General features: G+C 54.5%; 19 protein-coding genes and 2 tRNA genes. 7 read left to right on the top strand and 14 right to left on the bottom strand.

All coding sequences use genetic code 11. The features are described 5' to 3' along the window. Nucleotides 1-221: 221 nt before the first annotated feature. A tRNA-Glu gene (locus ACQY36_RS02555) sits at nucleotides 222-295 on the bottom strand. Nucleotides 296-428: 133 nt separating this feature from the next. Here ACQY36_RS02555 and ACQY36_RS02560 point away from each other — a divergent pair. From ACQY36_RS02560 to ACQY36_RS02575, 4 genes are all read left to right on the top strand, one after another. After that, entirely contained in the window at nucleotides 429-1,487 is a 1,059-nt protein-coding gene (locus ACQY36_RS02560) for a DUF1646 family protein (RefSeq protein WP_428077565.1), read from the top strand. A gap of 130 nt (nucleotides 1,488-1,617) precedes the next feature. Beyond that, nucleotides 1,618-4,173: an alpha-glucan family phosphorylase gene (gene glgP / locus ACQY36_RS02565; protein ID WP_428077567.1), complete on the top strand. Its 2,556-nt coding sequence runs from the start codon at nucleotides 1,618-1,620 to the stop codon at nucleotides 4,171-4,173. Between the two features lie 105 nt (nucleotides 4,174-4,278). Next, complete coding sequence (locus tag ACQY36_RS02570; protein WP_428071951.1) at nucleotides 4,279-4,569, top strand: GIY-YIG nuclease family protein; 291 nt, start codon at nucleotides 4,279-4,281, stop codon at nucleotides 4,567-4,569. Nucleotides 4,570-4,618: 49 nt separating this feature from the next. Beyond that, a complete protein-coding gene (locus tag ACQY36_RS02575; RefSeq protein ID WP_428071950.1) occupies nucleotides 4,619-5,077 on the top strand; it encodes a tRNA (cytidine(34)-2'-O)-methyltransferase in 459 nt (152 codons plus the stop codon). A 63-nt stretch (nucleotides 5,078-5,140) separates the two neighbouring features. Here ACQY36_RS02575 and ACQY36_RS02580 read toward each other — a convergent pair whose 3' ends face one another. Then, nucleotides 5,141-5,611, bottom strand: a complete 471-nt coding sequence (locus tag ACQY36_RS02580) for a prepilin-type N-terminal cleavage/methylation domain-containing protein (RefSeq protein WP_428071949.1) — start codon at nucleotides 5,609-5,611, stop codon at nucleotides 5,141-5,143. A 147-nt stretch (nucleotides 5,612-5,758) separates the two neighbouring features. Here ACQY36_RS02580 and ACQY36_RS02585 point away from each other — a divergent pair, with 147 nt between their 5' ends. After that, nucleotides 5,759-6,970 (top strand): spinster family MFS transporter, encoded by a 1,212-nt coding sequence (locus tag ACQY36_RS02585; RefSeq protein WP_428077569.1) that lies wholly within the window; start codon nucleotides 5,759-5,761, stop codon nucleotides 6,968-6,970. 243 nt (nucleotides 6,971-7,213) lie between these two features. Here ACQY36_RS02585 and ACQY36_RS02590 read toward each other — a convergent pair whose 3' ends face one another. From ACQY36_RS02590 to ACQY36_RS02615, 6 genes are all read right to left on the bottom strand, one after another. Beyond that, nucleotides 7,214-8,323 (bottom strand): hypothetical protein, encoded by a 1,110-nt coding sequence (locus tag ACQY36_RS02590; RefSeq protein WP_428077571.1) that lies wholly within the window; start codon nucleotides 8,321-8,323, stop codon nucleotides 7,214-7,216. Nucleotides 8,324-8,442: 119 nt separating this feature from the next. Next, complete coding sequence (locus ACQY36_RS02595; RefSeq protein ID WP_428077573.1) at nucleotides 8,443-9,531, bottom strand: response regulator; 1,089 nt, start codon at nucleotides 9,529-9,531, stop codon at nucleotides 8,443-8,445. Between the two features lie 205 nt (nucleotides 9,532-9,736). Continuing rightward, nucleotides 9,737-10,273, bottom strand: a complete 537-nt coding sequence (locus ACQY36_RS02600; protein ID WP_428077575.1) for a 2-oxoacid:acceptor oxidoreductase family protein — start codon at nucleotides 10,271-10,273, stop codon at nucleotides 9,737-9,739. Next, a complete protein-coding gene (locus ACQY36_RS02605) occupies nucleotides 10,273-11,016 on the bottom strand; it encodes a thiamine pyrophosphate-dependent enzyme (RefSeq protein WP_428077577.1) in 744 nt (247 codons plus the stop codon). Before ACQY36_RS02605 ends, ACQY36_RS02600 begins: the two co-directional genes overlap by 1 nt. Nucleotides 11,017-11,020: 4 nt before the next feature. Beyond that, nucleotides 11,021-12,184 (bottom strand): 3-methyl-2-oxobutanoate dehydrogenase subunit VorB, encoded by a 1,164-nt coding sequence (gene vorB / locus ACQY36_RS02610; protein ID WP_428077579.1) that lies wholly within the window; start codon nucleotides 12,182-12,184, stop codon nucleotides 11,021-11,023. A 20-nt stretch (nucleotides 12,185-12,204) separates the two neighbouring features. Continuing rightward, nucleotides 12,205-12,411, bottom strand: a complete 207-nt coding sequence (locus tag ACQY36_RS02615; RefSeq protein WP_428056962.1) for a 4Fe-4S dicluster domain-containing protein — start codon at nucleotides 12,409-12,411, stop codon at nucleotides 12,205-12,207. Nucleotides 12,412-12,523: 112 nt separating this feature from the next. Between ACQY36_RS02615 and ACQY36_RS02620 the strand changes: the two genes are divergently transcribed. Both ACQY36_RS02620 and ACQY36_RS02625 read left to right on the top strand, forming a co-directional pair. Next, on the top strand, nucleotides 12,524-12,994 hold the full coding sequence (locus ACQY36_RS02620; protein WP_428077581.1) for a GAF domain-containing protein: 471 nt from the start codon (nucleotides 12,524-12,526) through the stop codon (nucleotides 12,992-12,994). A 100-nt stretch (nucleotides 12,995-13,094) separates the two neighbouring features. Beyond that, nucleotides 13,095-13,166 (top strand) — tRNA-Phe (locus ACQY36_RS02625). Nucleotides 13,167-13,231: 65 nt separating this feature from the next. On the opposite strand, the gene ACQY36_RS02630 is transcribed toward ACQY36_RS02625, so the two are convergent. From ACQY36_RS02630 to ACQY36_RS02655, 6 genes are all read right to left on the bottom strand, one after another. Beyond that, nucleotides 13,232-13,918, bottom strand: coding sequence for a hypothetical protein (locus ACQY36_RS02630; RefSeq protein WP_428077583.1), 687 nt, complete (start codon nucleotides 13,916-13,918; stop codon nucleotides 13,232-13,234). Nucleotides 13,919-14,049: 131 nt separating this feature from the next. After that, complete coding sequence (locus tag ACQY36_RS02635; protein WP_428071803.1) at nucleotides 14,050-15,222, bottom strand: class I SAM-dependent rRNA methyltransferase; 1,173 nt, start codon at nucleotides 15,220-15,222, stop codon at nucleotides 14,050-14,052. 21 nt (nucleotides 15,223-15,243) lie between these two features. Then, nucleotides 15,244-15,828, bottom strand: a complete 585-nt coding sequence (locus ACQY36_RS02640; RefSeq protein ID WP_428056954.1) for a phosphoribosyltransferase family protein — start codon at nucleotides 15,826-15,828, stop codon at nucleotides 15,244-15,246. Next, on the bottom strand, nucleotides 15,815-18,127 hold the full coding sequence (locus tag ACQY36_RS02645) for an AsmA family protein (RefSeq protein WP_428077585.1): 2,313 nt from the start codon (nucleotides 18,125-18,127) through the stop codon (nucleotides 15,815-15,817). The genes ACQY36_RS02640 and ACQY36_RS02645 overlap by 14 nt, the downstream gene beginning before the upstream one ends. Continuing rightward, nucleotides 18,124-18,816: a M50 family metallopeptidase gene (locus tag ACQY36_RS02650; RefSeq protein WP_428077587.1), complete on the bottom strand. Its 693-nt coding sequence runs from the start codon at nucleotides 18,814-18,816 to the stop codon at nucleotides 18,124-18,126. The genes ACQY36_RS02645 and ACQY36_RS02650 overlap by 4 nt, the downstream gene beginning before the upstream one ends. Next, a complete protein-coding gene (locus tag ACQY36_RS02655; RefSeq protein WP_428077589.1) occupies nucleotides 18,816-19,511 on the bottom strand; it encodes a lipoyl protein ligase domain-containing protein in 696 nt (231 codons plus the stop codon). The genes ACQY36_RS02650 and ACQY36_RS02655 overlap by 1 nt, the downstream gene beginning before the upstream one ends. Nucleotides 19,512-19,603: the final 92 nt, after the last annotated feature.

Genomic DNA, 19,603 nt, shown 5'->3' on the forward strand with positions numbered 1-19,603 from the left:
ATTCTTCCGCCTTGAGGCGTTTTATAAACAGGGCTAAGACCTGCTTAAAACGGCAGAACGGACACGACTTCGGACCAGTCGCAGGGCTCGCTCACCAGGGCGTGGTTTGGCGGCGCGCAGCGTGCCTGGCCGGGGCGCAGTAATATGCAGTAATATACGGTATTCCGGCCGGTTAAAACAAAAAACCCCGCCGTAAAGCGGGGTAAAAAGAGAAGAAAAAACGTCCCGTACGAGATTTGAACTCGTGATCTCCGCCTTGAGAGGGCGGCGTCCTGGACCGCTAGACGAACGGGACTTATAAAGTTATTTTACCATATTTTCTTTTTCCGCGTCCGCCCGCGCGTTTTGCCGCCGCCGCGCGCCGTTTTTTATATAATCTTATATGTAGTTTGCCAATAGATTTTATTTTAGAGCAAAAGGGGTATTTTATGGAATTATCCGCCGTGCAGATGACGCTTTTGTCCGTCTTGATTGCAGTAGTGCTGTTCCTGCCGCTTACCGTGCATAAAGTGGAAGAAAATCTGGAAGCCTTCCTGTTTCTCTGCGGCGCGTTTGCCGTTACCGTTTCCAAAGCCTGGAGCGGGCACCTGGTGCTGACCGCGCTGGAAGACCCGATAAAAATCACCGCCGCGGTGCTGGTGGCCGGACTGCTGTTCCGCAAATTTAATAAAAATATCCAGCGGCTCACGCAAAAAGCCGTCAAAGCGCTGGGCCTGCGCACGACGCTTTTTTTAATCGTTTTCATCCTGGGCATTACGTCCAGCTTAATTACCGCCATCATCGCCGCGCTTATTTTGTCCGAAGTGGCCGTAATGCTGCCGCTGGAGCGCAAAGGACGCATTAAACTGGTGGTGTTTTCGTGTTTTTCCATCGGAATGGGCGCGGTGCTGACCTCTATCGGCGAGCCCTTGGGCACGGTGGTGCTCTCCAAACTCTCCGGCGAGCCGCACTACGCCGATTTCTTCTTTTTAATTAACCACCTGGGCTGGTATGTGCTGGGCGGGATTGTGTTTATGGCCGCCCTCGCCAGCGCCATCCGCGAAAATCCCATCCAAAAAGCGCCCGGCCCCCAAGCCGCCGACACGCAGGACGAACATTCCGTCAAAAGCATTATCATCCGCGCGGCCAAAGTGTATCTGTTCGTGATGGCGCTGGTATTCCTGGGCGACGGTTTAAAACCCCTCGCGATGCAGACCATCTCCCACCTGTCCGCCGGCTGGCTGTACTGGATTAACACCCTGTCGGCCGTCCTGGACAACGCCACCCTAGCCGCCATTGAAGTAACGCCCGACATCAGCACCCGCACGCTGACGTTTTTGCTGATGAGCTTAATTGTTTCCGGCGGTATGCTGATTCCCGGCAACATCCCCAACATTATCTGCGCTTCCAAGCTGGGCATTAAAAGCAAGGAATGGGCCAAAGCCGCCGTGGGTCTGGGCGCGGCCGTGATGATTGCGTACTTCGTCATTTTAAGCGCCGTACTGTAAAATCCGCTCTGCATTAGGCCGCTTCCCCTGGGGGGGAAGCGGCTTTTTTATGCGCTTTAACCCTTTTTATCCGCGCGGATAAGTCCTAATTTTATATAATTTGATATATACAAAAATAAGGGGATAATTTATGAAAATTCATTCGTTCAACGTTCAGCCCAACCTGCCCGAAAACATCAAGTTCCTGGAAGAGTTGGCCAATGACATGTGGTTTACCTGGAACTGGCAGGCCATCCTGCTGTTCGTACAGGTGGACCCGAAACTCTGGACCGCCGCCAAACGCAACCCGAAATGGTTCCTGGGCTGCGTGCCGCAGAAACGCTTTGAAGAACTTAGCAAAGACGAAACCTTCGTCAATAATTTAAACAAAGTTAAAGAAGCCTACTACAACTATAAAAACAACCAGCACACCTGGTATCAGGAACACCGCCGCGAAAACGGCAATTTGCTGACGGCGTACTTCTCCATGGAATACGGCATTGGCGAAGGCCTGCCGATTTATTCGGGCGGCCTGGGCATGCTGGCGGGCGACCATATGAAATCCGCGAGCGACCTGGGTATGCCGATTATCGGCGTGGGCCTGTTCTACAAACAGGGTTACGTACAGCAGGTGCTCAACCGCGAAGGCTGGCAGAATGAGGAATACCCGGATAACGACTGGGCCCATATGCCCGTTGAACGCATGATGAAAGACGGCAAAGAAGTGGTGGTGGACATTCCGCTCGGCGCCGAAAACGTCAAAGCCTGCGTCTGGCGCGTACCCGTGGGCCGCACGTCCCTGTACCTCTTGGACACCAACCTCCAGGAAAACACCCCCGCCCAGCGCGCCATTACCGAAAAACTTTACGGCGGCGACCGCGAGAACCGCATCCGCCAGGAAGTCGTCCTGGGTATCGGCGGCGTAAAAGCGCTTAACGCCATGGGCATCAAACCCACCGTATACCATATTAACGAAGGGCACAGCGCGTTTTTGCTGTTCCAGCGCATTATTGATATTATGAAGGAGAAAAACCTCACGTTCGCCCAGGCGCGCGAAATCGTGTGGGCTTCTTCCGTCTTCACCACGCACACGCCGGTTATCGCGGGCAACGAACACTTCGCGCCGGAGCTCGTGCGTAAATATATGGATTTCTACGCCCGCGAGATGGGTATCTCCTGGGATGAATTCCTGGCCCTGGGCAAAGAAACGGCCGACTCCGCCACCTACTGCATGACCGTCGTGGCGCTGCGTCTGGCGGCTTTCTGCAACGGCGTAGCCAAGCTGCACGGCAAAGTCAGCCGCGAGATGTGGCACAACCTCTGGCCCGGCCTGCCGGTAAGCGAAGTGCCGATAACCAGCATCACCAACGGCATTCACAGCGCGTCGTGGATTTCGCACGAACTCAACGAGCTGTACCGGAAATATCTTTTTAACAACGACCAGCTGGGCGAAGTGGACCCGTCGGACGCCAAACTCTGGGACAAAATTACCGACGTACCGGACGCCGAACTCTGGAACGTGCATACCGTGCGCAAAAACAAACTGATTGATATGGTCCGCGGCCGCTTAAAACGCCAGCTTACCCGCCAGGGAATGGACGTGATGAGCGTCAAAAAAGCCAGCAAAGTCCTGCGCCCCGACACGCTGACCATCGGTTTTGCGCGCCGCTTTGCCACATACAAACGCGCCACGCTGCTCTTTAAAGATTTGAACCGCTTGGACAAAATCGTCAACAATCCGCAGCGCCCCGTGCAGTTCGTATTTGCGGGTAAAGCGCACCCGGCCGACACCGCCGGCAAAGAATTTATCAAAATGATTGTGGGCCTGACGCAGAACGATCCGCGCTTTAAAGGCAAAATCGTTTTCGTGGAAGACTACAACATGAACACCGCCCGCTATATGGTGCAGGGCGTGGACGTGTGGCTCAACAACCCCATCCGCCCGATGGAAGCCAGCGGTACGAGCGGTATGAAAGCTGCGCTTAATGGCGCGCTGGCGCTGTCCATCCTGGACGGCTGGTGGGATGAAGTGGGTCCGTGCGATTTCGGGTGGTCCATCGGCGGCGCGGAAAACTATAAATCCGAAGCCGAACGCGACGCGGTGGAAGCCGAATCCCTCTACAGCTTAATTGAGCAGGACATCGCCCCCGCCTACTACGCCAAAGAAGCGGAAGTGGGTTATTCCCTGCCGTGGGTGTCGCTGATGAAAGAATCCATCAAGCACATCGCCCCGTTCTTTAACACCAACCGCATGGTAAAGGAATACTACGAAAAGTTCTATGTTCCCGCCAATAACTACGGCCTGATTCTGGGCGAGCCCGGCAAAGCCGAAGCGGTGGCCGCGTGGCGGCGCAAAATTGCGGAAAACTGGTATCGCGTCAACGTAACCGACGTTACCCCCCAGCCCGAAACGGCCATCCTGATGGGCGACAAGGTAAACTTTAAGTCCCGCGTGTTCCTGGGCAGTTTAACGCCGCAGGATATCCAGGTGGAGCTGTACCTGGGCCAGCGCGGTTCGCTGGGAGACATCGTTAAAGAGGCCGCCATTGATATGACCAATACCGGCAAAGACGGCGACGCTTACCTGTACGAGGTGTCTATGTCCCCGCTGAACAGCGGCCGCCAGGATTACGCCATGCGCATCCTGCCCTTTAACGACAACATTCCCAACGTGCTGACCCCGCTGTTCATCCGCTGGGAAGAATAAAAAACCGTTTATCATGAACGAAAGGGCTTTTTAGAAGCCCTTTCGTTTTAGAAGTTAACGCCGTCATTGCGGACATGGTTCCGCAATCCAGGTCTTTTAATAAAGATGACTACCGCTTTAAACGCCGTATACATATTGGCCAGCCGCCGCAATGGAACGTTGTATGTCGGCGTAACCAACAATTTAATCCGCCGCGTTTGGGAACACAAACAAAATTTAACGGACGGTTTTACAAAAAAATATACCGTTCATACGCTGGTGTATTATGAATTGTACTCGGATATTTTGCACGCCATTGCCCGGGAAAAAGAAATCAAAAAATGGAAACGCCGTTGGAAGCTTCAACTGATTGAAAAAAATAATCCCGATTGGAAAGATTTGTATTTTACTTTATGAACAAACTGGATTGCCGGACCTTGCCGGCAATGACAGACAGATAACCTCTATGCTCAACATCGTACTCGTAAACCCCGAAATACCCTTCAATACCGGCAATATCGGCCGCTCCTGCGTGGCCACCGGCACGCGCCTGCACCTGGTAGGCAAGCTGGGGTTTAAAATCGCCTCCAAAGAAATACGCCGCTCGGGGCTGGACTACTGGCCCAACCTGGATTACCGCCGCCACGAAACGTGGGACGCCTTCCTGGAAGCCGAAAAACCCGCCGAAGAACAGCTGTTTTTCCTCTCCACCAAAGGCAAAACCGCGTATTGGGACGCAGCCTTCCCGCCCGACGCTTTTCTGGTATTCGGCGCGGAATCCTGCGGCCTGCCCAAAGATTTTTACGAACGCTACAAAAACCGCCTGTTCACCATCCCGATGACGGGCCCAGTCCGCTCGCTGAATCTTTCCGCTTCCGCCGCCATCGTGCTGTTTGAAGCCCTGCGCCAACAGCGCGCGCGGTAAAATGTATTTTGCCCGACAAAAAGGCCCGCTCTTGGGAGCGGGCCTTTTTCATCATAACCGTTTTTATTGAAAGTTCATAATCAAATTGCTGTTGCTGTAACTGTCGGTAAACGAAGCTTCCTCCATACCGATATTCAGACACGAATCATAATCGCCCGAACACGCAATATACTTCAAATCCCCGTCTTTGTTAACGGCGTACAGCTCGTAATCGCCGGTATCGCGCGCCGTATACACCACAACCGCGGAAGAAGTGCCCGTATACCAGGAGGGCGTTTCAAAATAAGAGCTCTTGGTAAAATCGCCCCCGCGGAAAGTATCGCCGCCGTCCGTGATATTATTTTTAACGTACGTATTGCCGTCCATTACATACTGCGCGTTTACAAAGTCGCTCGCGGCGCGGAGGTTGGCAATAGCTTCCATGGCACGGCCGCGCTCCATAGAGGCGCGGTATTTGGGCAGGCTGACCGTTACCAATACGCCCACCACCACCATCACAATCAACAACTCAATTAACGTAAAACCCTTTTTCATAAATCCTCCCGGCAAAAAGATAATTTATTATATAAATTTGCTCCGTTGAATAACAGTATAACTCTTTTTTGCGGGTTTGCCAGTTTTATTTTATAGAATAATGAAAGGGAAAAAACGGCCGTTTCCGTCCCGGCGGCCCGGGGTTTTATGACAAACGTAAAAAGACTTTTTTGGATTTTATTCCTGCTTAACCTGTTTAATTATATAGACAGGCAGGTGCTTTATTCCGTTTTTCCCCTCATCCAGCGCGATTTGGGGCTGAGCGACCTTCAGCTCGGCACGCTGGCTTCCGTCTTTATGCTGGTGTATATGTGCTATGCGCCGCTGGTGGGCTATTTTGCAGACCGCACCCAGCGCCAAAAATGGATTGGCGCCAGCGCGCTTATCTGGAGCGCGGCCACGCTGGCCTGCGCGGCGGCCAAAAATTATGCGGGGCTTCTGTTTACGCGCGGACTTATCGGCGTGGGCGAAGCGGGATTTACCACCATTGCACAGCCCTTTTTGGCGGAAAATTACCCCAAAGAAAAACGCGCCACCATACTGGCGGCGTTTGGCCTGGCGCTTCCCGCCGGGAGCGCGCTGGGATATTTGCTGGGCGGACTCATCGGCCAGCATTGGGGCTGGCGCGCCGCGTTTATGCTGGCGGGCGTTCCGGGCCTGTTTTTGGGCATATTGGCGCTTACGCGTTTGAAAGACCAGCGCCGCCTGCTGCAGCCCCCGGCCGACAAACCCGTCGCCAAAGACTATCTGGCGCTGCTTAAAAACAAACCGTTTTTATTTATCTGCCTGGCACACGCCATGATTACGTTTATCATCGGCGGCCTGTCGGCCTGGATGCCCACCTATTTGCACCGCTATCTGGAGATGGACGTCGCCCGCGCGGGCGCCATATTCGGCGCGCTGGTGGTGGTATGCGGCGCGGCGGGTACTTATATAGGCGGCAAACTGGCCGATAAACTGCTGCGCGCCACGCCGAAGGCCTATTTTTGGGTCATGGCGCTGGCCCTGGCGGGGCTGGCCGTTCCCGCGTGGACCGGTATACAGACGGGAAACGTCCCGCTGGCGCTGACGTGCTTCGGCCTGGCGATTGTATGCCTGTTCCTGCCCACCGGGCCGATTGCGGCCGCCATTGTGGCTTCCACCCGCGCGAAGGTTCATTCTATGGCGTTTGCGGTGAATATCTTTCTCATCCACGCGCTGGGGGACGCGCTTTCCCCGGTGTTAGTCGGGCAGGCGTCGGATATGTGGGGGCTTAAAACGGCCGTTCTGCTTTGCTGTACGGCGGCGGCGCCCGGGCTGGCGTTTACGTGGTTGGCCGCCCGGCTGGAACGCCGCGCGCCCGAAACGCCGCTGCCTTAATATAACCCTTTTTCCGGGTTGTAAAAGGACGTTATGGGCGTTATACTATACTTATGAGCAGTAAGATTGATCCGGGGGGATAAAAGCAGTACCGGGGGGAAAGGTTGTTCCAGTCGGCTCTGGAATCACCGGGTCCTAAAGAACATCAGGACCGAAGGATACTTTAATAAGTATTATGCCAATAAGGGAAGGCGTTAAACGCCTTCCCTGTTTTTGTTAAAAAGGACATCCCACCGCCGGGGTTCAGCGTTTGGAATAGGGCGTAAGAGCGTCGCGCCCGTGCTGCTGCATATAATTGTACAGCGCATTGGCGATGCGCGCCCCGCCGTTGTCGGCGCGGAAGCCCACGGAAGAAACAAACCCGTCCGCACCGCGCTCAAATAAATCTTCCGCAGGGACTTCGTTATCCATCAGCGCGCTGTTCACCAAAATAACGGTGGACTTGTCGCCCGCCATGCGGATATGGTCAATCATAAATACGCTTACGCCGTCTTCCAGCACGTAATCCATCAAAATTACATCGTATTTTACTTCTTTTACCCATTCCATCAGCTTGCCCAGCGAATCAAACACCGCCACGCGGCTGCCGGTCCCTAAAAATCCCTGGGCGTTCCAGCCGCGCGCCCATTCCAAAATTTCCGGGTCGTCGTTTAATACGGCAATCGTCATCGGCGGCAGTTCGGCGGCCATTTTCTGCGCCCGGATAAATCCGTCAGACCCGGGGGACGTGTTTTTCATCGTCAAAGAAGTGCCGTCCGGGTCTTTTAAGAAAAACCGATCCGCGTTAAAAGAATTCTCCGTGCGGAGTTTTTCCGGCATAGAGGCTTTTTTCTTGCCGGACAAACCGGCGTAAGTCGGTTTTAACGCTTCCATTACCCGGTCCATATATAACTTACCCAAATGAACGCCCCGGTCCCGCGCGCCCACAATGCGCTCCATCTCCTGCAGCGCCCGGCGGGCCTTTCGGGCCTCCTCCCAGCGGGCGTTTACTTCCAACGAAGAAACGTTTTCCGGCTCCAGCATCTGATAGCGCAGGAAAATATCCAGCTCCCGCTTGATTTCCAAAAATTTATTTAAGTTGGAGCGGTACTGCTCCGACAGCCGCAGACTTTCCTGCGCGCCGTGGGCCAGCAGGCCGCTGCGAATGGCGTCCGCCGTTTTGAATTCCGCTACGGAAAGCGAAAGATGATCGGCAAAAAATTCGCGCGCGGCAATACGGGAAAATTTATTTCCGTTAGCCATCACCCCGGCACGGATGGCCCGCAGGGTGGACGTATAACGGTCCTGCGCAGAGGCGGCCCCGGCCGAAGCCAATAAACACAAAGAGAGTAAAACACCGGTTAATTTGTTCATACACCTATCCCTCAGCTAAAAGTTACTTATAAATTAACTTTTTATATGCCTTTTCACAAGAGCAAAAAGACCCATCCGCCATATGGGTCTGTTTGCGCTAAACCCGGCAAATCCTCACGTCAGCTATGCGGGGTAAGGGCGGCACGGCCGTGGATTTGCATATAATTATAGAGTGCGTTGGCGATGCGCGCGCCGCCGTTGTCGGCACGGAACCCCACGGAAGAAACGAATCCGTCCGCGCCGCGCTCAAACAGTTTTTCCGCATGGACTTCGTTATCCATCAGCGCGCTGTTGAGCAAAATCACGGTGGAGGCTCCCGTCTGGCGAATACAGTCCACCGCCGCCAGGCTGACCCCGTCCTCCAGCACATAATCAATCAGCACCACGTCATACTTAATATCCTTTACAATGTCCATAAACCGTTCCAGCGAGTTAAAGATTCTCATACGGCTGCCGGCTCCGAAAAATCCCCGGGCGTTCCAGTCGCTCGCCCATTCCAAAATTTCCGGGTCGTCGTTTAATACGGCGATCGTCATCTCCGGCAGTTCGGCGGCCATCTGCCGCGCACGGGCAAATCCGTCCGAGCCGGGGGAAGTATCCTTCATCGTTAAAGAAGTGCCGTCCGGGTCTTTTAATAAAAACTGATCCGCATTAAAAGAACGAAGGGAATTGGTTGGTTTTTCCTCTGTCTTGGAATAAAGGCTGGCATAATTAGGCTGAAGCGCCATCCGCGCCTGATAAAGATACGACCGGCCCAAGTGAATCCCCGCATCCTTCGGCCCCACAATGCGCTCCATCGCCGCCAATTCTTTTTCGGCCTGCGCCAGATCATTCATCCGGGAATGCACTTCAAAAGCACTTATATGCTGAGGTTCCAATTTCTGATACCCCAAGAAAATATCCATTTCTTTTTTGATTTCTAAAAATTTCTTTAAATGAGCCTGGTATTGGGCGGACACACGCAAACTTTCCCGTACGCCAAGATTTACCGCAGAAAGCCGTACCGCGTCCGGCGTTTTAAACGCCTGAGCGGAAAACGGTTTGGAAACGGCAAAAAAACCGCGGGCATTTACTTTAACCAACGCTTTGGGAACGCCGATAAAGCCTTGCCGAAGAGCGCGGGTGGCCGTTACCAACCCTTTTTGCGCAAAAGCCGGTCCTGCAGACAGCACAAACAAAGCACACAACACAACAGGTAGTTTTTTCATATATTTTCCTTTACGATATAAGGCCTATCTGTAACATACCTCTTTACCGACAGCGGCACAAGAGCAAAAAGACCCATCCGGAGGATGGGCCTTTTGGCTTTCGTATGCCGCAACCGGCCTGCAACGCTTTTTGTGTATAGGCATTAAAATCCCCGGGCCGCTCTCGCTTCCCGGGGATTAAATTTGCCTGTATGTTGCGGCGCGCTTACTTCACTGCGTCGTAACCGGCTTGCAACGCTTGTTTATTCAGCTCCAGCATTTCCGGTTTCGCGCGCTTGTACACTTTCTTCATCGCATGCTCCACGCTTTCCAGCGTTACCGCACCCGTTAATTTAATAAACGCACCCAATGCCACCAGGTTGGCAATGCGGTCCATTCCCAGCCCCTCGGCAATTTGGTTGCACGGCACGCATACCGTCGTAATATCCGTACGCGCCGGGCGGGAATTTACCAGCGAGCTGTTAATAATCAACAGTCCGCCTTTTTTAATAATCGGCTCAAACTTAGGCAAAGAAGGCTCGTTCATCACGATGACCGTATCGGGCGCGGATACGATGGGCGTATACACTTCCCCGTCCGACACCACGACCGAGCAGTTGGCCGTGCCGCCGCGCATTTCCGGCCCGTAAGAAGGCAGCCAGCTGGCGTTCTTTTTGTTTTCCACACCGGCCTGCGCGAGCAAAATGCCCGCGGAAATAACGCCCTGTCCGCCGAATCCGGCGATTCTGATACCCTGGTACATTAGTTCGCCCCCTCGTCTTTAAAGACGCCCAGCGGATACTGCGGCATCATCTGCGTGCGCACAAACTCCAGCGACTGCGGCACACTCGCGTGCCAGTTGGTCGGGCACTGCGAAAGCACTTCCACCATAGAAAACCCGACTCCCTTTACTTGGTTTTCAAACGCTTTTTTGATGGCCTTTTTCGCCTTCATCACGTTTTGGGGGCAGTCCACGGCCACGCGGGCCAAGTATTTGGCGCCGGTAATTTGCGCAAGCATTTCGCACATATTAATCGGCCAGCCCTGAAGTTTCGGGTCGCGCCCTTTGGGGGCAGTGGTGGCCACCTGGCCGACCAGCGTGGTCGGCGCCATTTGGCCGCCGGTCATACCGTAAATGGCGTTGTTGATGAAAATAACGGTGATGTTCTCGCTGCGCACGGCGGCGTGAACGATTTCGGCCATACCGATGGAAGCGAGGTCCCCGTCGCCCTGGTACGAAAATACCACGGCTTCGGGTTTGCAGCGTTTGACGCCCGTGGCGATGGCGGGGCCGCGTCCGTGCGCGCCCTGCACCATGTCGCAGGCAAAGTAAGAGTCTGCAAACACCGCGCAGCCCACGGGGGCTACGCCGATTACGCGGTCGGCGATGTTCAGCTCGTCAAACGCTTCGCCCATCAGGCGGTGCACAATGCCGTGGCCGCAGCCGGGGCAGTAGTGCATCGGCGTATCGGTCAGGCTGGCGGGTTTTTTGGCGATAATGGTCATAAATTTATTTGCCTCCTTTCAGGTCGCCCTGGATGCCAAGCCGGCTGTCGCGCTTGCATTCATAAACGAACCCTTCGGCGTGTTCCTGCAAATCAAACAGGCCTTCTTTGCCGCCGTTTAAAATGGAATGCACGGCGGTCAGGATGCTGGCTCCGTCCGGCTGGCCGCCGGCGGGGTAAGCGTTTAAATAGACGGGCGGACGGCCGTTGACGGCCAGTTTCACGTCCTGCACCAGCTGGCCCAGGCTCTGCTCCACGCTGAGCACGCCCTTGGCTTTCGCGGCCAGTTCGGCCAGGCGTTTGGACGGGAACGGCCACAGGGTAATCGGGCGGAACAGCCCGACTTTTAACCCCTCTTCTTTGGCTTTGTTCACGGCTTCCAGGCACGCGCGGGACGAAAGGCCGTACGCCACCAGCAGCACGTCGCAGTCTTCGGCGTCGCGTTCTTCCCAGCGGGGTTCGGTTTTTTCAATCAGTCCGTAGCGTTTGGAGCGGGCTACCACATCGGCAATCAGGTTGTCGCCTTTATAGGAAAAAACATTGTTTTTGGCGCGGCCGTTTTTGTGGATGTCCACCGCCCAGTCAAACTTGCCCAGGGTGTTGGGGTCCACGGGGTCAAAATTAAAAGCCATGCTTTCCATCATCTGCCCCAAAATGCCGTCGGCCAGAATCATGCAGGGCATACGGTATTTTTCGGCCAGCTCAAACCCCAGCTTGGGGAAATTGCCCAGCTCTTCCACCGAGTTCGGCGCCAGCACGATGACGTGATAGTCCCCGTTGCCGCCGCCGCGAGTGGCTTGGAAATAGTCCCCCTGCGCGCCGGCGATGCTGCCCAGGCCGGGCCCGCCGCGCATCACGTTGACGATTAAGCACGGCAAATCCGCACTGGCCAGGTAGGTAATGCCTTCCTGCTTGAGGCTGATGCCCGGGGAAGACGAAGAAGTCATACTGCGCGTACCGGTGGCGGCGGCACCGTAAACCATATTAATAGCGGCCACTTCGCTCTCGGCCTGCACGAACGCGCCGCCCGCGTCGGCCATAAAGGCGGACATATATTCAGGCACCTCGTTCTGCGGGGTGATGGGATATCCGGCAAAGAAGCGCGCCCCGGCGCGGATAGCGCCTTCGGCCAAAGCTTCGTTGCCTTTTCTTAATGTTTTTTCGGTCATAGGTAAAAGTCCTTAAATCGTTATTCTTTAATCACGGTGATGGCAATATCGGGGCACATCATATAGCACATGGCGCAGCCGATACAATTTTCGGGATGTTCCATCTCAGCAGGGAAATACCCTTTCTTGCTGATGGTTTTGGATTTGCCCAAACATTTCTTCGGGCAGGCATTGACGCACAGGTAACAGGCTTTACACTTGTTGGCGTCCACTTCAATTCTTGGCATAATTCTCCTGTGGGTCCGGGGGTATAACCGGTAAACCTATATATAAAGTATATTTCTTTTAACGGCAAAAGTACAACTCATCCGAAAAGGTTTTTTGCTACAATACGCATATATGATTTTGCCCGATAAAACACATTTGTACCGGGAACTCGCGCCGCAGGTAAGCGCCCTCTTGGAAAAGGAAACCGACCCGGTGGCCAATATGGCCAACCTGGCGGCGGCCCTGTATCACGGGCTGCCCGGCCTCAACTGGGCGGGGTTTTATATACTCAAAGGAAGCGAACTGGTATTGGGCCCCTTTCAGGGCAAACCCGCGTGCGTACGCATTGGGCTGGGTAAAGGCGTATGCGGTACGGCGGCCCTGCGCAAAGAAACCCTGGTGGTGGCGGACGTGCATCAATTTCCGGGGCATATCGCGTGCGACGCCGCGTCTAACAGCGAAATTGTCATCCCCCTGTTAAAAGATGCGGCGGTGTGGGGCGTACTGGATATAGATTCCCCTCTACCCGCCCGGTTTGACGGGACGGACCGGCAGTACCTGGAAAGCTTTGCGGCGGAGTTTGTCCGCCGGAGCATTTTATAATTTTTCCGGCGCCAAAAACGCCGGGGCGGTGTGGTTTGCCGTCTGAAAACCGGATTTTTATTGCCGAAGGTTTTGAAATTTTGTATGATATTTAGGTAATGCCGAGGTAGCTCAGTGGTAGAGCACCGGTCTGAAAAACCGGGTGTCGACAGTTCGATCCTGTCCCTCGGCATTTCTTTATCGCTTTTTACCCATAAAAAACCTCGCTTTCGGCGGGGTTTTTTGTTGCTTCAAATGCTATTTGGAAAAAGCGGCTTTCAGCGTGTGTGCGGTATATTTCCGGGCCAGATTTTCTTTTTGCCGTTTTACCGCCTCCGAGGAAAACTGGGATAAAGACGTATACAAAGCCGCCCGGTTGCCGTTTTTCTGCAGCACGGTAAGCTGTTCGCGCTGGGAAGGCGAGAAATCAGCCGCCGCGGCGGGGTCGGCGTTATACGTATGCAAATACGCCGCATACGCGCGGACCAGCCGCTCCAGCCCTTCGTCTTCCTGAAACAATTTGGTTAAATACGCGTCCGTCAGCGTAACCGCATTATCCGGGTAGTTTTTTAAAATATCCGTCAACAGTTCTTTATTCTTGGCGATGATTGCCAGGTTCTTAGCCGGAAGCGCGTTGAACGTAACGAACGGAACATTTTTGGCGCGGCGGATGTCCTGGCGCAGGCTTTCTTTAAACCGGCCGATTTCCTGCCGCTTAAAATCAAAAAATTCTTTGTACTGCCGCGCACGGATTTCACGCGCTTTTTTGTTTTTGTACATCGCCACCAGCCTGGGCGCCCCGGGATGCCGGCCTCCCCACGCCAGCAGTTCCTGCCGCTCCTGTTCCAGCCGGTTGTACGCCGCGCGGCGCTCCGCCCCGTTTTGGGCAAATGCCCCGGTAACCGCCAGCAAAAAAGTGAGTACGACAAGCAAACTTTTACGCATAATAAGAAAACCTCCCGGTAAGATGTCTTTTCTTCATTATGCCATAAATGAAAAATGCGGAGCAATACGGCGCCGAAACAAAAAACACCCGGGAGTTTTGGCCCCCGGGCGTTTTATATGCAGCCGAAAAACTAACGCAGCTGAATCAGCGCAAAATGCAGGTATTCCGTTTCGGGCATACCGATTAAAATCGGATGGTCCTTTGCCTGCCCGCGCAGTTCCACCAGCACGGCCGTGCGGCCGGATTTGCTGACGCCCTGGCGGATAATATCCGCAAACAGTTCGCGCGAAATGTGGTGCGAGCACGTGGAAAACGCCAAATACCCGCCCGGTTTAATGCCTTCCAGCGCCATTTTGACGAGCTTGACGTACAAGCCCACGGCCTGCGGAAGCGCCTTGCGGCTTTTGACAAACGCCGGCGGATCCAACAGCACGATATCGGGCTGGTCGGGCAGTTCGCCTTTTTTCATAGCGGAAAGCAGCCGTTCGGCGTCGTCGCGGTGGAAGACCACCGTGTCCGACACGCCGTTAAGCTCGGCGTTTTTCTTGGCCCATTCCACGGCGGCGGCCGAAGAATCGCATCCCCACACCTGCGCCGCGCCCGCCAAAGCGGCCGTAATGCCGAAAGAACCGATGTAGGAATATAAATCCAGCACCAGTTTTTCTTTAAAATACGGTTTTAAAAATTCGCGGTTTTCGCGCTGGTCAAAATAAAACCCGGTTTTCTGCCCGCCGCGAAGCGGCACGAGGTATTTTACTTTGTTTTCTTCAATCTCCACGGCTTCGGGCACTTCGCCGATGATTTCCGGCGTGCTGCCCAGCCCCTCCAGGGCGCGGAAAGAACTGTCGTTCTTGTAATAAATGCCTTTGGGTTTAAAAATTTTCTGCACGGCTTGGGTGATTTCGGGTTTTAATTTTTCCATCCCGGCGGTCAGTACGTCAATCACCAGTACGTCGCCGTAGCGGTCAATCACCAGGCCCGGCATATGGTCGGACTCGCCGTAGCACATCCGCCCGTATTTGCGCACGCCGATTTCCTTGCGGTACGTGTAGGCGTTATCAATGTTTTCAAATACGAAATTTTCCGGCAGTTCGCCGGCGCCTTTCATCAGCAACCGTACGGCAATCAGGCTGTGGGGGTTGAAAAACCCAATGCCCACTTGTTTGCCCTCCTGGCTCATTACGCGCACCAGCGTGCCGGGTTCTATGGTTGTATCCAGCCCGTCAATTTCGTTGGAAAACACCCACCAATGTCCGGCCTGGAGCCGTCTTTCTTCTTTTGCTTTGAGTTTAATTTCTGTCATACGGTTTTTTATCCTGTTCGTTTAATTGCCCTTATTGGTTTCTTCCACTTCGGAGAAGGGAATTTTGGCGGCGCAGAGGGGGCACTCTTTCGCCGTAAAAGTTTGCATCGGGTACGACAACAGCGCCCGCAGCGGCACGGCCAGCGGCAGGTATCCCATGGAGCGGTCCACAATCACGCCCACGCCGATTACGTTTCCGCCCAGCTTGCCCACCAGCTCAATGGCTTTGTTGATTTTCCGGCCGGACACGGCCACATCGTCCACAATCAGCACGTTTTCGCCTTCTTTAACGGTAAAGTTGTGCTTTAAAATCATTTCGCCGTCGTCTGCGCGGGAGGCGAAAATCGCGCGTACGCCGCGCGCGCGGGCCACTTCCTGCGCCAGCACGGAGTCCGACGGGGTAAGCGCCATCACGACGTCGGCTTTTTTCGTGAATTTATCCGACAGCGCCCCCGCAATACGCTGGGCCAGATGGGGATGCTGCAAAAGAAGAGACGTTTGGATATACGTCTGGCTGTGAAAGCCCGAGGGCATCACAAAGTGCCCTTCCAAAATGGCCCCGTGTTCTTGCAGGAGGCACAGCACGTCCATATTATTTCTTGGCATGAAAATCTCCTTGGATAAATTCCTGTGCTACTTTAAAATCGGTCTGCAGCCCTTTCTGCTGGGCGGCGCGGATGGTTTCCCCGGTCTTTTTGGCGCGCAGCATTTCCAGCTTGGGTTTAAGCATAGACGACGTTACCCGAAACGCCAGCGCCGGGTTGCCGGATTCGTCCGTCAGGTTTTCGGCCAGCGCGCCGGAACGCGACGTATTGTTAAACATCGTCCATATAATGATATCAAAATTTTCGTTCCCCCAGTCGGTCCATCCGCTTACGGCGGCGGAAATGCTGGGCCCCGCCGTGTAGGCGTTGTTAATCTGCATACGGCCTTTATTAAAATCCACCGACACGGCCATATCGTTAAACGGCACGTCTTTAAGCACCTGCCCCACTTTAAAGCTTCCGGCGCGTTCCATGCGGTGCATCATAATAAACGGCTGGAAAGTGATGTTGAGCGCCTGCTGTTCTTCGGCCAGTTTTTCCATTTGGTGAATGACGCCGCCTTCCAGGCGCGCTTCCAGCGGGCCGGAGAGGTTTTTCATCCCCGCGCGCATACCCGTAAAATCAAACTCCGCGCTGAACCGGTTGCCCGACAGCACCTGCGTGGAAAAAGTATCCGCCGTAAGGTTGCCCGCAAAATTGGGCATAAAACCGGGCAGCCGGTCGCGGAAGTTGCGCAGCCACGACAGCGGCCCCTCCACCGGCGCTTTAAACTTGCCGCCGCCTTTCACCAGCGGGGTGATTACGTCTACAAAGTCGCGCACGGTGGCAATAAACGCCATCGGGTCCAAATGCTTCCAATAAATAGACGTGCGGATTTTCCGGCGCGCGCTTTTTAAATTGTTTACCGACAGGCTCAGTTTAAACGGCACGCCGTTAAGCTCCGTAGACGCAATATACGCATACAAATTGCCTCTGCGCCAGCTGGCGCTCATATTCAGCTTGTCAAAAACGGATTTGCTGACGGTTACTTTGCCCGCGGTGGTCAGCGCGTACAAATCGGCAAAGTTCTTTTTGGCCTGGAATTCGCCGTCCACCCCCGCGGCTTTAAACCCGTAGAACAGGCCGGATACGTCCTTGCCCTGCACGGTCAGCAGGGGAAGCGCATATTTGCCGTCCGCGCGCGTAATCGTCGCCGCGGCGGAAGCCTGGCCCGTCAGCTTATAGCGGCCCACGGGCGGATAATAACGGTTTTTGCCCGCGAGATTAAAGAAATTGGTGGAGGCCTGCAAATCCGCCGCGTACGGGGCCTTGGTAAAATCCAAACTGCCCGACACGCTGAGCTTTACGTCCGCCGCCGAAGCCGTTACCTGCGTGAGTTTTAACAGCCGGTAATCTTTATCCAGCATCCCTTTGGCCGTAATTTCGGACTTGGGGAGCGAAAACTCCGCCTTTTCCGCGTGGAACAGCGACAGATCCTTCCCTTCAAACGCCGGTACGCTGGCTTTTACGTTAAAATACGGCGTGCGCAGATTGTCCAAATCCACCAGCAGGTCCACGGGTTTTTGGAACAAAAACACCTGGGTGCGCAGGCTGCGCAGGGCAAAATTACTCCAGTTAAAATCGGCGAAATTGACGTGCCCCGTCCCCTTAATTTCCATATCGGAAATATTATCCCCCCATTTGTTGCGCAGCACCATTTCGGCCTTGAAGCGGGACAATTCGTTAAACCGCAGGCGTTCAAAATGCAGGTTCAGGCCGTATATCGCGTGCGACACGCCGGTGGCTAAATCTTTATAGCTCAGCACGCCGTTATGCACGGCCCAGTCTTCCACGCTGACGGTAAACTTTTTGCCGGTCAGTTCGCTGGTGTAGACGGATTTTTCGCGCGGGGAGCGGATTTGCGGCATATTATACGTGCCGTCGGCCATGCGCACCACGTTAAAGCGCGGCGCGTTTAAAGAAACTTCGTCAATCACCAGCTGCTGGTCCAAAAGCGGCAAAAGCCTGAATTCCAGCGTAACGGACTCGGCCGACAGCAGGGCGTGGCCCGGCGCGCCTTCCGTATCCAGCACGGAAAATCCTTTCAGCTCAATGGTATTGATAAATTTAAGGTCCAGCGACGTGATGATAACGGGGCGGTCCAGGCGTTTTTGGAGTTCTTCGGTAATCAGTTCGCTGATGTGCTGGGCGTTAAAGGTTTTTAAAAAAAGCAGCCACAGCCCCGCCGCAATGAGCAGCAAAAACATAACGGTAAACAGCACCGTGCGCAGGCTTAAAACGAAGCACGATGTGAAAAACCACCAAATCCAGGCCCAAAAGCCTTTCTTCTTTTTATTTTTGTTTTTGTTCTTTTTACTCATTTGCTTGCGGCGTTTACAGCCTGCTCCACTATATAGTTTACTATAATTCGCCACACGTTTACGGTGCCCGCCAGCACGTTTTTACCGCCTTGCGCCAAAAAAACCGTCTCCGGGAACAGCGCCTTTAACACCAGCGCCAACACCACCAGATTAGCCAGTGTAATGATAACGACGGAAAACACCTTTCCGCCCGCGAGTTTTAAATCGGGCTGGTCGGCTTCAAACAGCGTTTTAAAGGTTTGCACGAAATGAAACGCCGTAAAAAAACCGATTACAAACAGAAAAATCTGGCGGTACGGCGTTAAATCCACAAATAAATCCGTTATCAAATATACGCCGGCGGTAAGAAGGACGTACGCCGGCACAAAGTACGGCGCCAGCACGACAAATGCATTGCAGCGGTCCATTTTTACAAAGCCGCTGTCCCGCCCGACGGAAACTTCTTTAATGCGGCACCCGCACAATAAGGCGGCCAGCGCGTGCGTCATCTCGTGCGCAAACACATACGGGCGCGAAAAATTATAATACCCGTAATGAATCCCGCAGTATACCAGCACGCCCATAATAAAGCTGACGGCCGCCCCTACATTCCCTAATACGGCCAACAAAATCCGCACCGTTTCCGCACACGTAAGTACGGCGGTAGGCAGCAGAAAAAACGCCAGCAGGAGTTTAAAAACACGCACCATTAAAATTTCTCCGTCCACGCCGCCGACGCATACCGCTCCCGCGCCAGCCGCCGGGCCCGTTCCAACAGTTCCCCGTCCGCGCCCTGCGGGCGTAAATCCGCCGCAAAATAATTCCGCACCGCCGCAATAACAGCGTTTTTATAGACGGGATTTGTCCGCGCGCCGGGCGTTTGCAAAGACCCCTGATACAATACCGCCGAACCGAAACGGCGCAGCGCGCCGCCGAGGATTTTTTCCCCGTTTTCGGCCAGCAAATCATTCTCCACCGGGTTTGAAAAGCACGCGCTTGCCGTATGCCCCACGCTGGGCGCATACGCGCCGGCGGGCAGTTTGGCGTCAAACACGCGCCCTTTTTCCCCCAGGCGCGCCAGTTCGGCGTGGACCAGGGAATGAAATTTTTTGTAAATATCCGCAGGGCGTTCACGCGAAGGAAATACTAAAGAAAACGTCAAATCCTCCCCGTGAAACACCAGCCCGCCGCCGGTCGGGCGGCGCGCATACGGCCCGGCGGCGCGCGTTTGGAGCGCGCGGCGCACCTCGCTTATAAACTGCGCGTAGCCGAACGTAACGGCGGGGCCGTCCGTCCAGCGGTAAAAGCGCAGGGTCAGCGCGTCCGGACGCGCGCGGACGATTTCTTCGTCCAGCGCCATCTGTTCAAACACATTGAGTGCGGGGGCGGATAAAATTAAATTCATCGTTTTAAAAGGCCCCCGCGCACCTTCGGCGGGGGCCGGACGGCAAAACTTGGGCGGCTGTTCAAACGGCTTACCGCCGCACGGCCGGGACG

Origin of the sequence: Candidatus Avelusimicrobium alvi (assembly GCF_958451995.1) — a bacterium.
GTDB lineage: Bacteria > Elusimicrobiota > Elusimicrobia > Elusimicrobiales > Elusimicrobiaceae > Avelusimicrobium > Avelusimicrobium alvi.

Excerpts from the sequence above, each read along its gene's own strand:
- ACQY36_RS02560 (WP_428077565.1), top strand. The coding sequence starts at position 429 with ATGGAATTATCCGCCGTGCAGATGACGCTTTTGTCCGTCTTGATTGCA.
- glgP (WP_428077567.1), top strand. The coding sequence starts at position 1,618 with ATGAAAATTCATTCGTTCAACGTTCAGCCCAACCTGCCCGAAAACATC.
- ACQY36_RS02570 (WP_428071951.1), top strand. The coding sequence starts at position 4,279 with ATGACTACCGCTTTAAACGCCGTATACATATTGGCCAGCCGCCGCAAT.
- ACQY36_RS02575 (WP_428071950.1), top strand. The coding sequence starts at position 4,619 with ATGCTCAACATCGTACTCGTAAACCCCGAAATACCCTTCAATACCGGC.
- ACQY36_RS02580 (WP_428071949.1), bottom strand. The coding sequence starts at position 5,611 with ATGAAAAAGGGTTTTACGTTAATTGAGTTGTTGATTGTGATGGTGGTG.
- ACQY36_RS02585 (WP_428077569.1), top strand. The coding sequence starts at position 5,759 with ATGACAAACGTAAAAAGACTTTTTTGGATTTTATTCCTGCTTAACCTG.
- ACQY36_RS02590 (WP_428077571.1), bottom strand. The coding sequence starts at position 8,323 with ATGAACAAATTAACCGGTGTTTTACTCTCTTTGTGTTTATTGGCTTCG.
- ACQY36_RS02595 (WP_428077573.1), bottom strand. The coding sequence starts at position 9,531 with ATGAAAAAACTACCTGTTGTGTTGTGTGCTTTGTTTGTGCTGTCTGCA.
- ACQY36_RS02600 (WP_428077575.1), bottom strand. The coding sequence starts at position 10,273 with ATGTACCAGGGTATCAGAATCGCCGGATTCGGCGGACAGGGCGTTATT.
- ACQY36_RS02605 (WP_428077577.1), bottom strand. The coding sequence starts at position 11,016 with ATGACCATTATCGCCAAAAAACCCGCCAGCCTGACCGATACGCCGATG.
- vorB (WP_428077579.1), bottom strand. The coding sequence starts at position 12,184 with ATGACCGAAAAAACATTAAGAAAAGGCAACGAAGCTTTGGCCGAAGGC.
- ACQY36_RS02615 (WP_428056962.1), bottom strand. The coding sequence starts at position 12,411 with ATGCCAAGAATTGAAGTGGACGCCAACAAGTGTAAAGCCTGTTACCTG.
- ACQY36_RS02620 (WP_428077581.1), top strand. The coding sequence starts at position 12,524 with ATGATTTTGCCCGATAAAACACATTTGTACCGGGAACTCGCGCCGCAG.
- ACQY36_RS02630 (WP_428077583.1), bottom strand. The coding sequence starts at position 13,918 with ATGCGTAAAAGTTTGCTTGTCGTACTCACTTTTTTGCTGGCGGTTACC.
- ACQY36_RS02635 (WP_428071803.1), bottom strand. The coding sequence starts at position 15,222 with ATGACAGAAATTAAACTCAAAGCAAAAGAAGAAAGACGGCTCCAGGCC.
- ACQY36_RS02640 (WP_428056954.1), bottom strand. The coding sequence starts at position 15,828 with ATGCCAAGAAATAATATGGACGTGCTGTGCCTCCTGCAAGAACACGGG.
- ACQY36_RS02645 (WP_428077585.1), bottom strand. The coding sequence starts at position 18,127 with ATGAGTAAAAAGAACAAAAACAAAAATAAAAAGAAGAAAGGCTTTTGG.
- ACQY36_RS02650 (WP_428077587.1), bottom strand. The coding sequence starts at position 18,816 with ATGGTGCGTGTTTTTAAACTCCTGCTGGCGTTTTTTCTGCTGCCTACC.
- ACQY36_RS02655 (WP_428077589.1), bottom strand. The coding sequence starts at position 19,511 with ATGAATTTAATTTTATCCGCCCCCGCACTCAATGTGTTTGAACAGATG.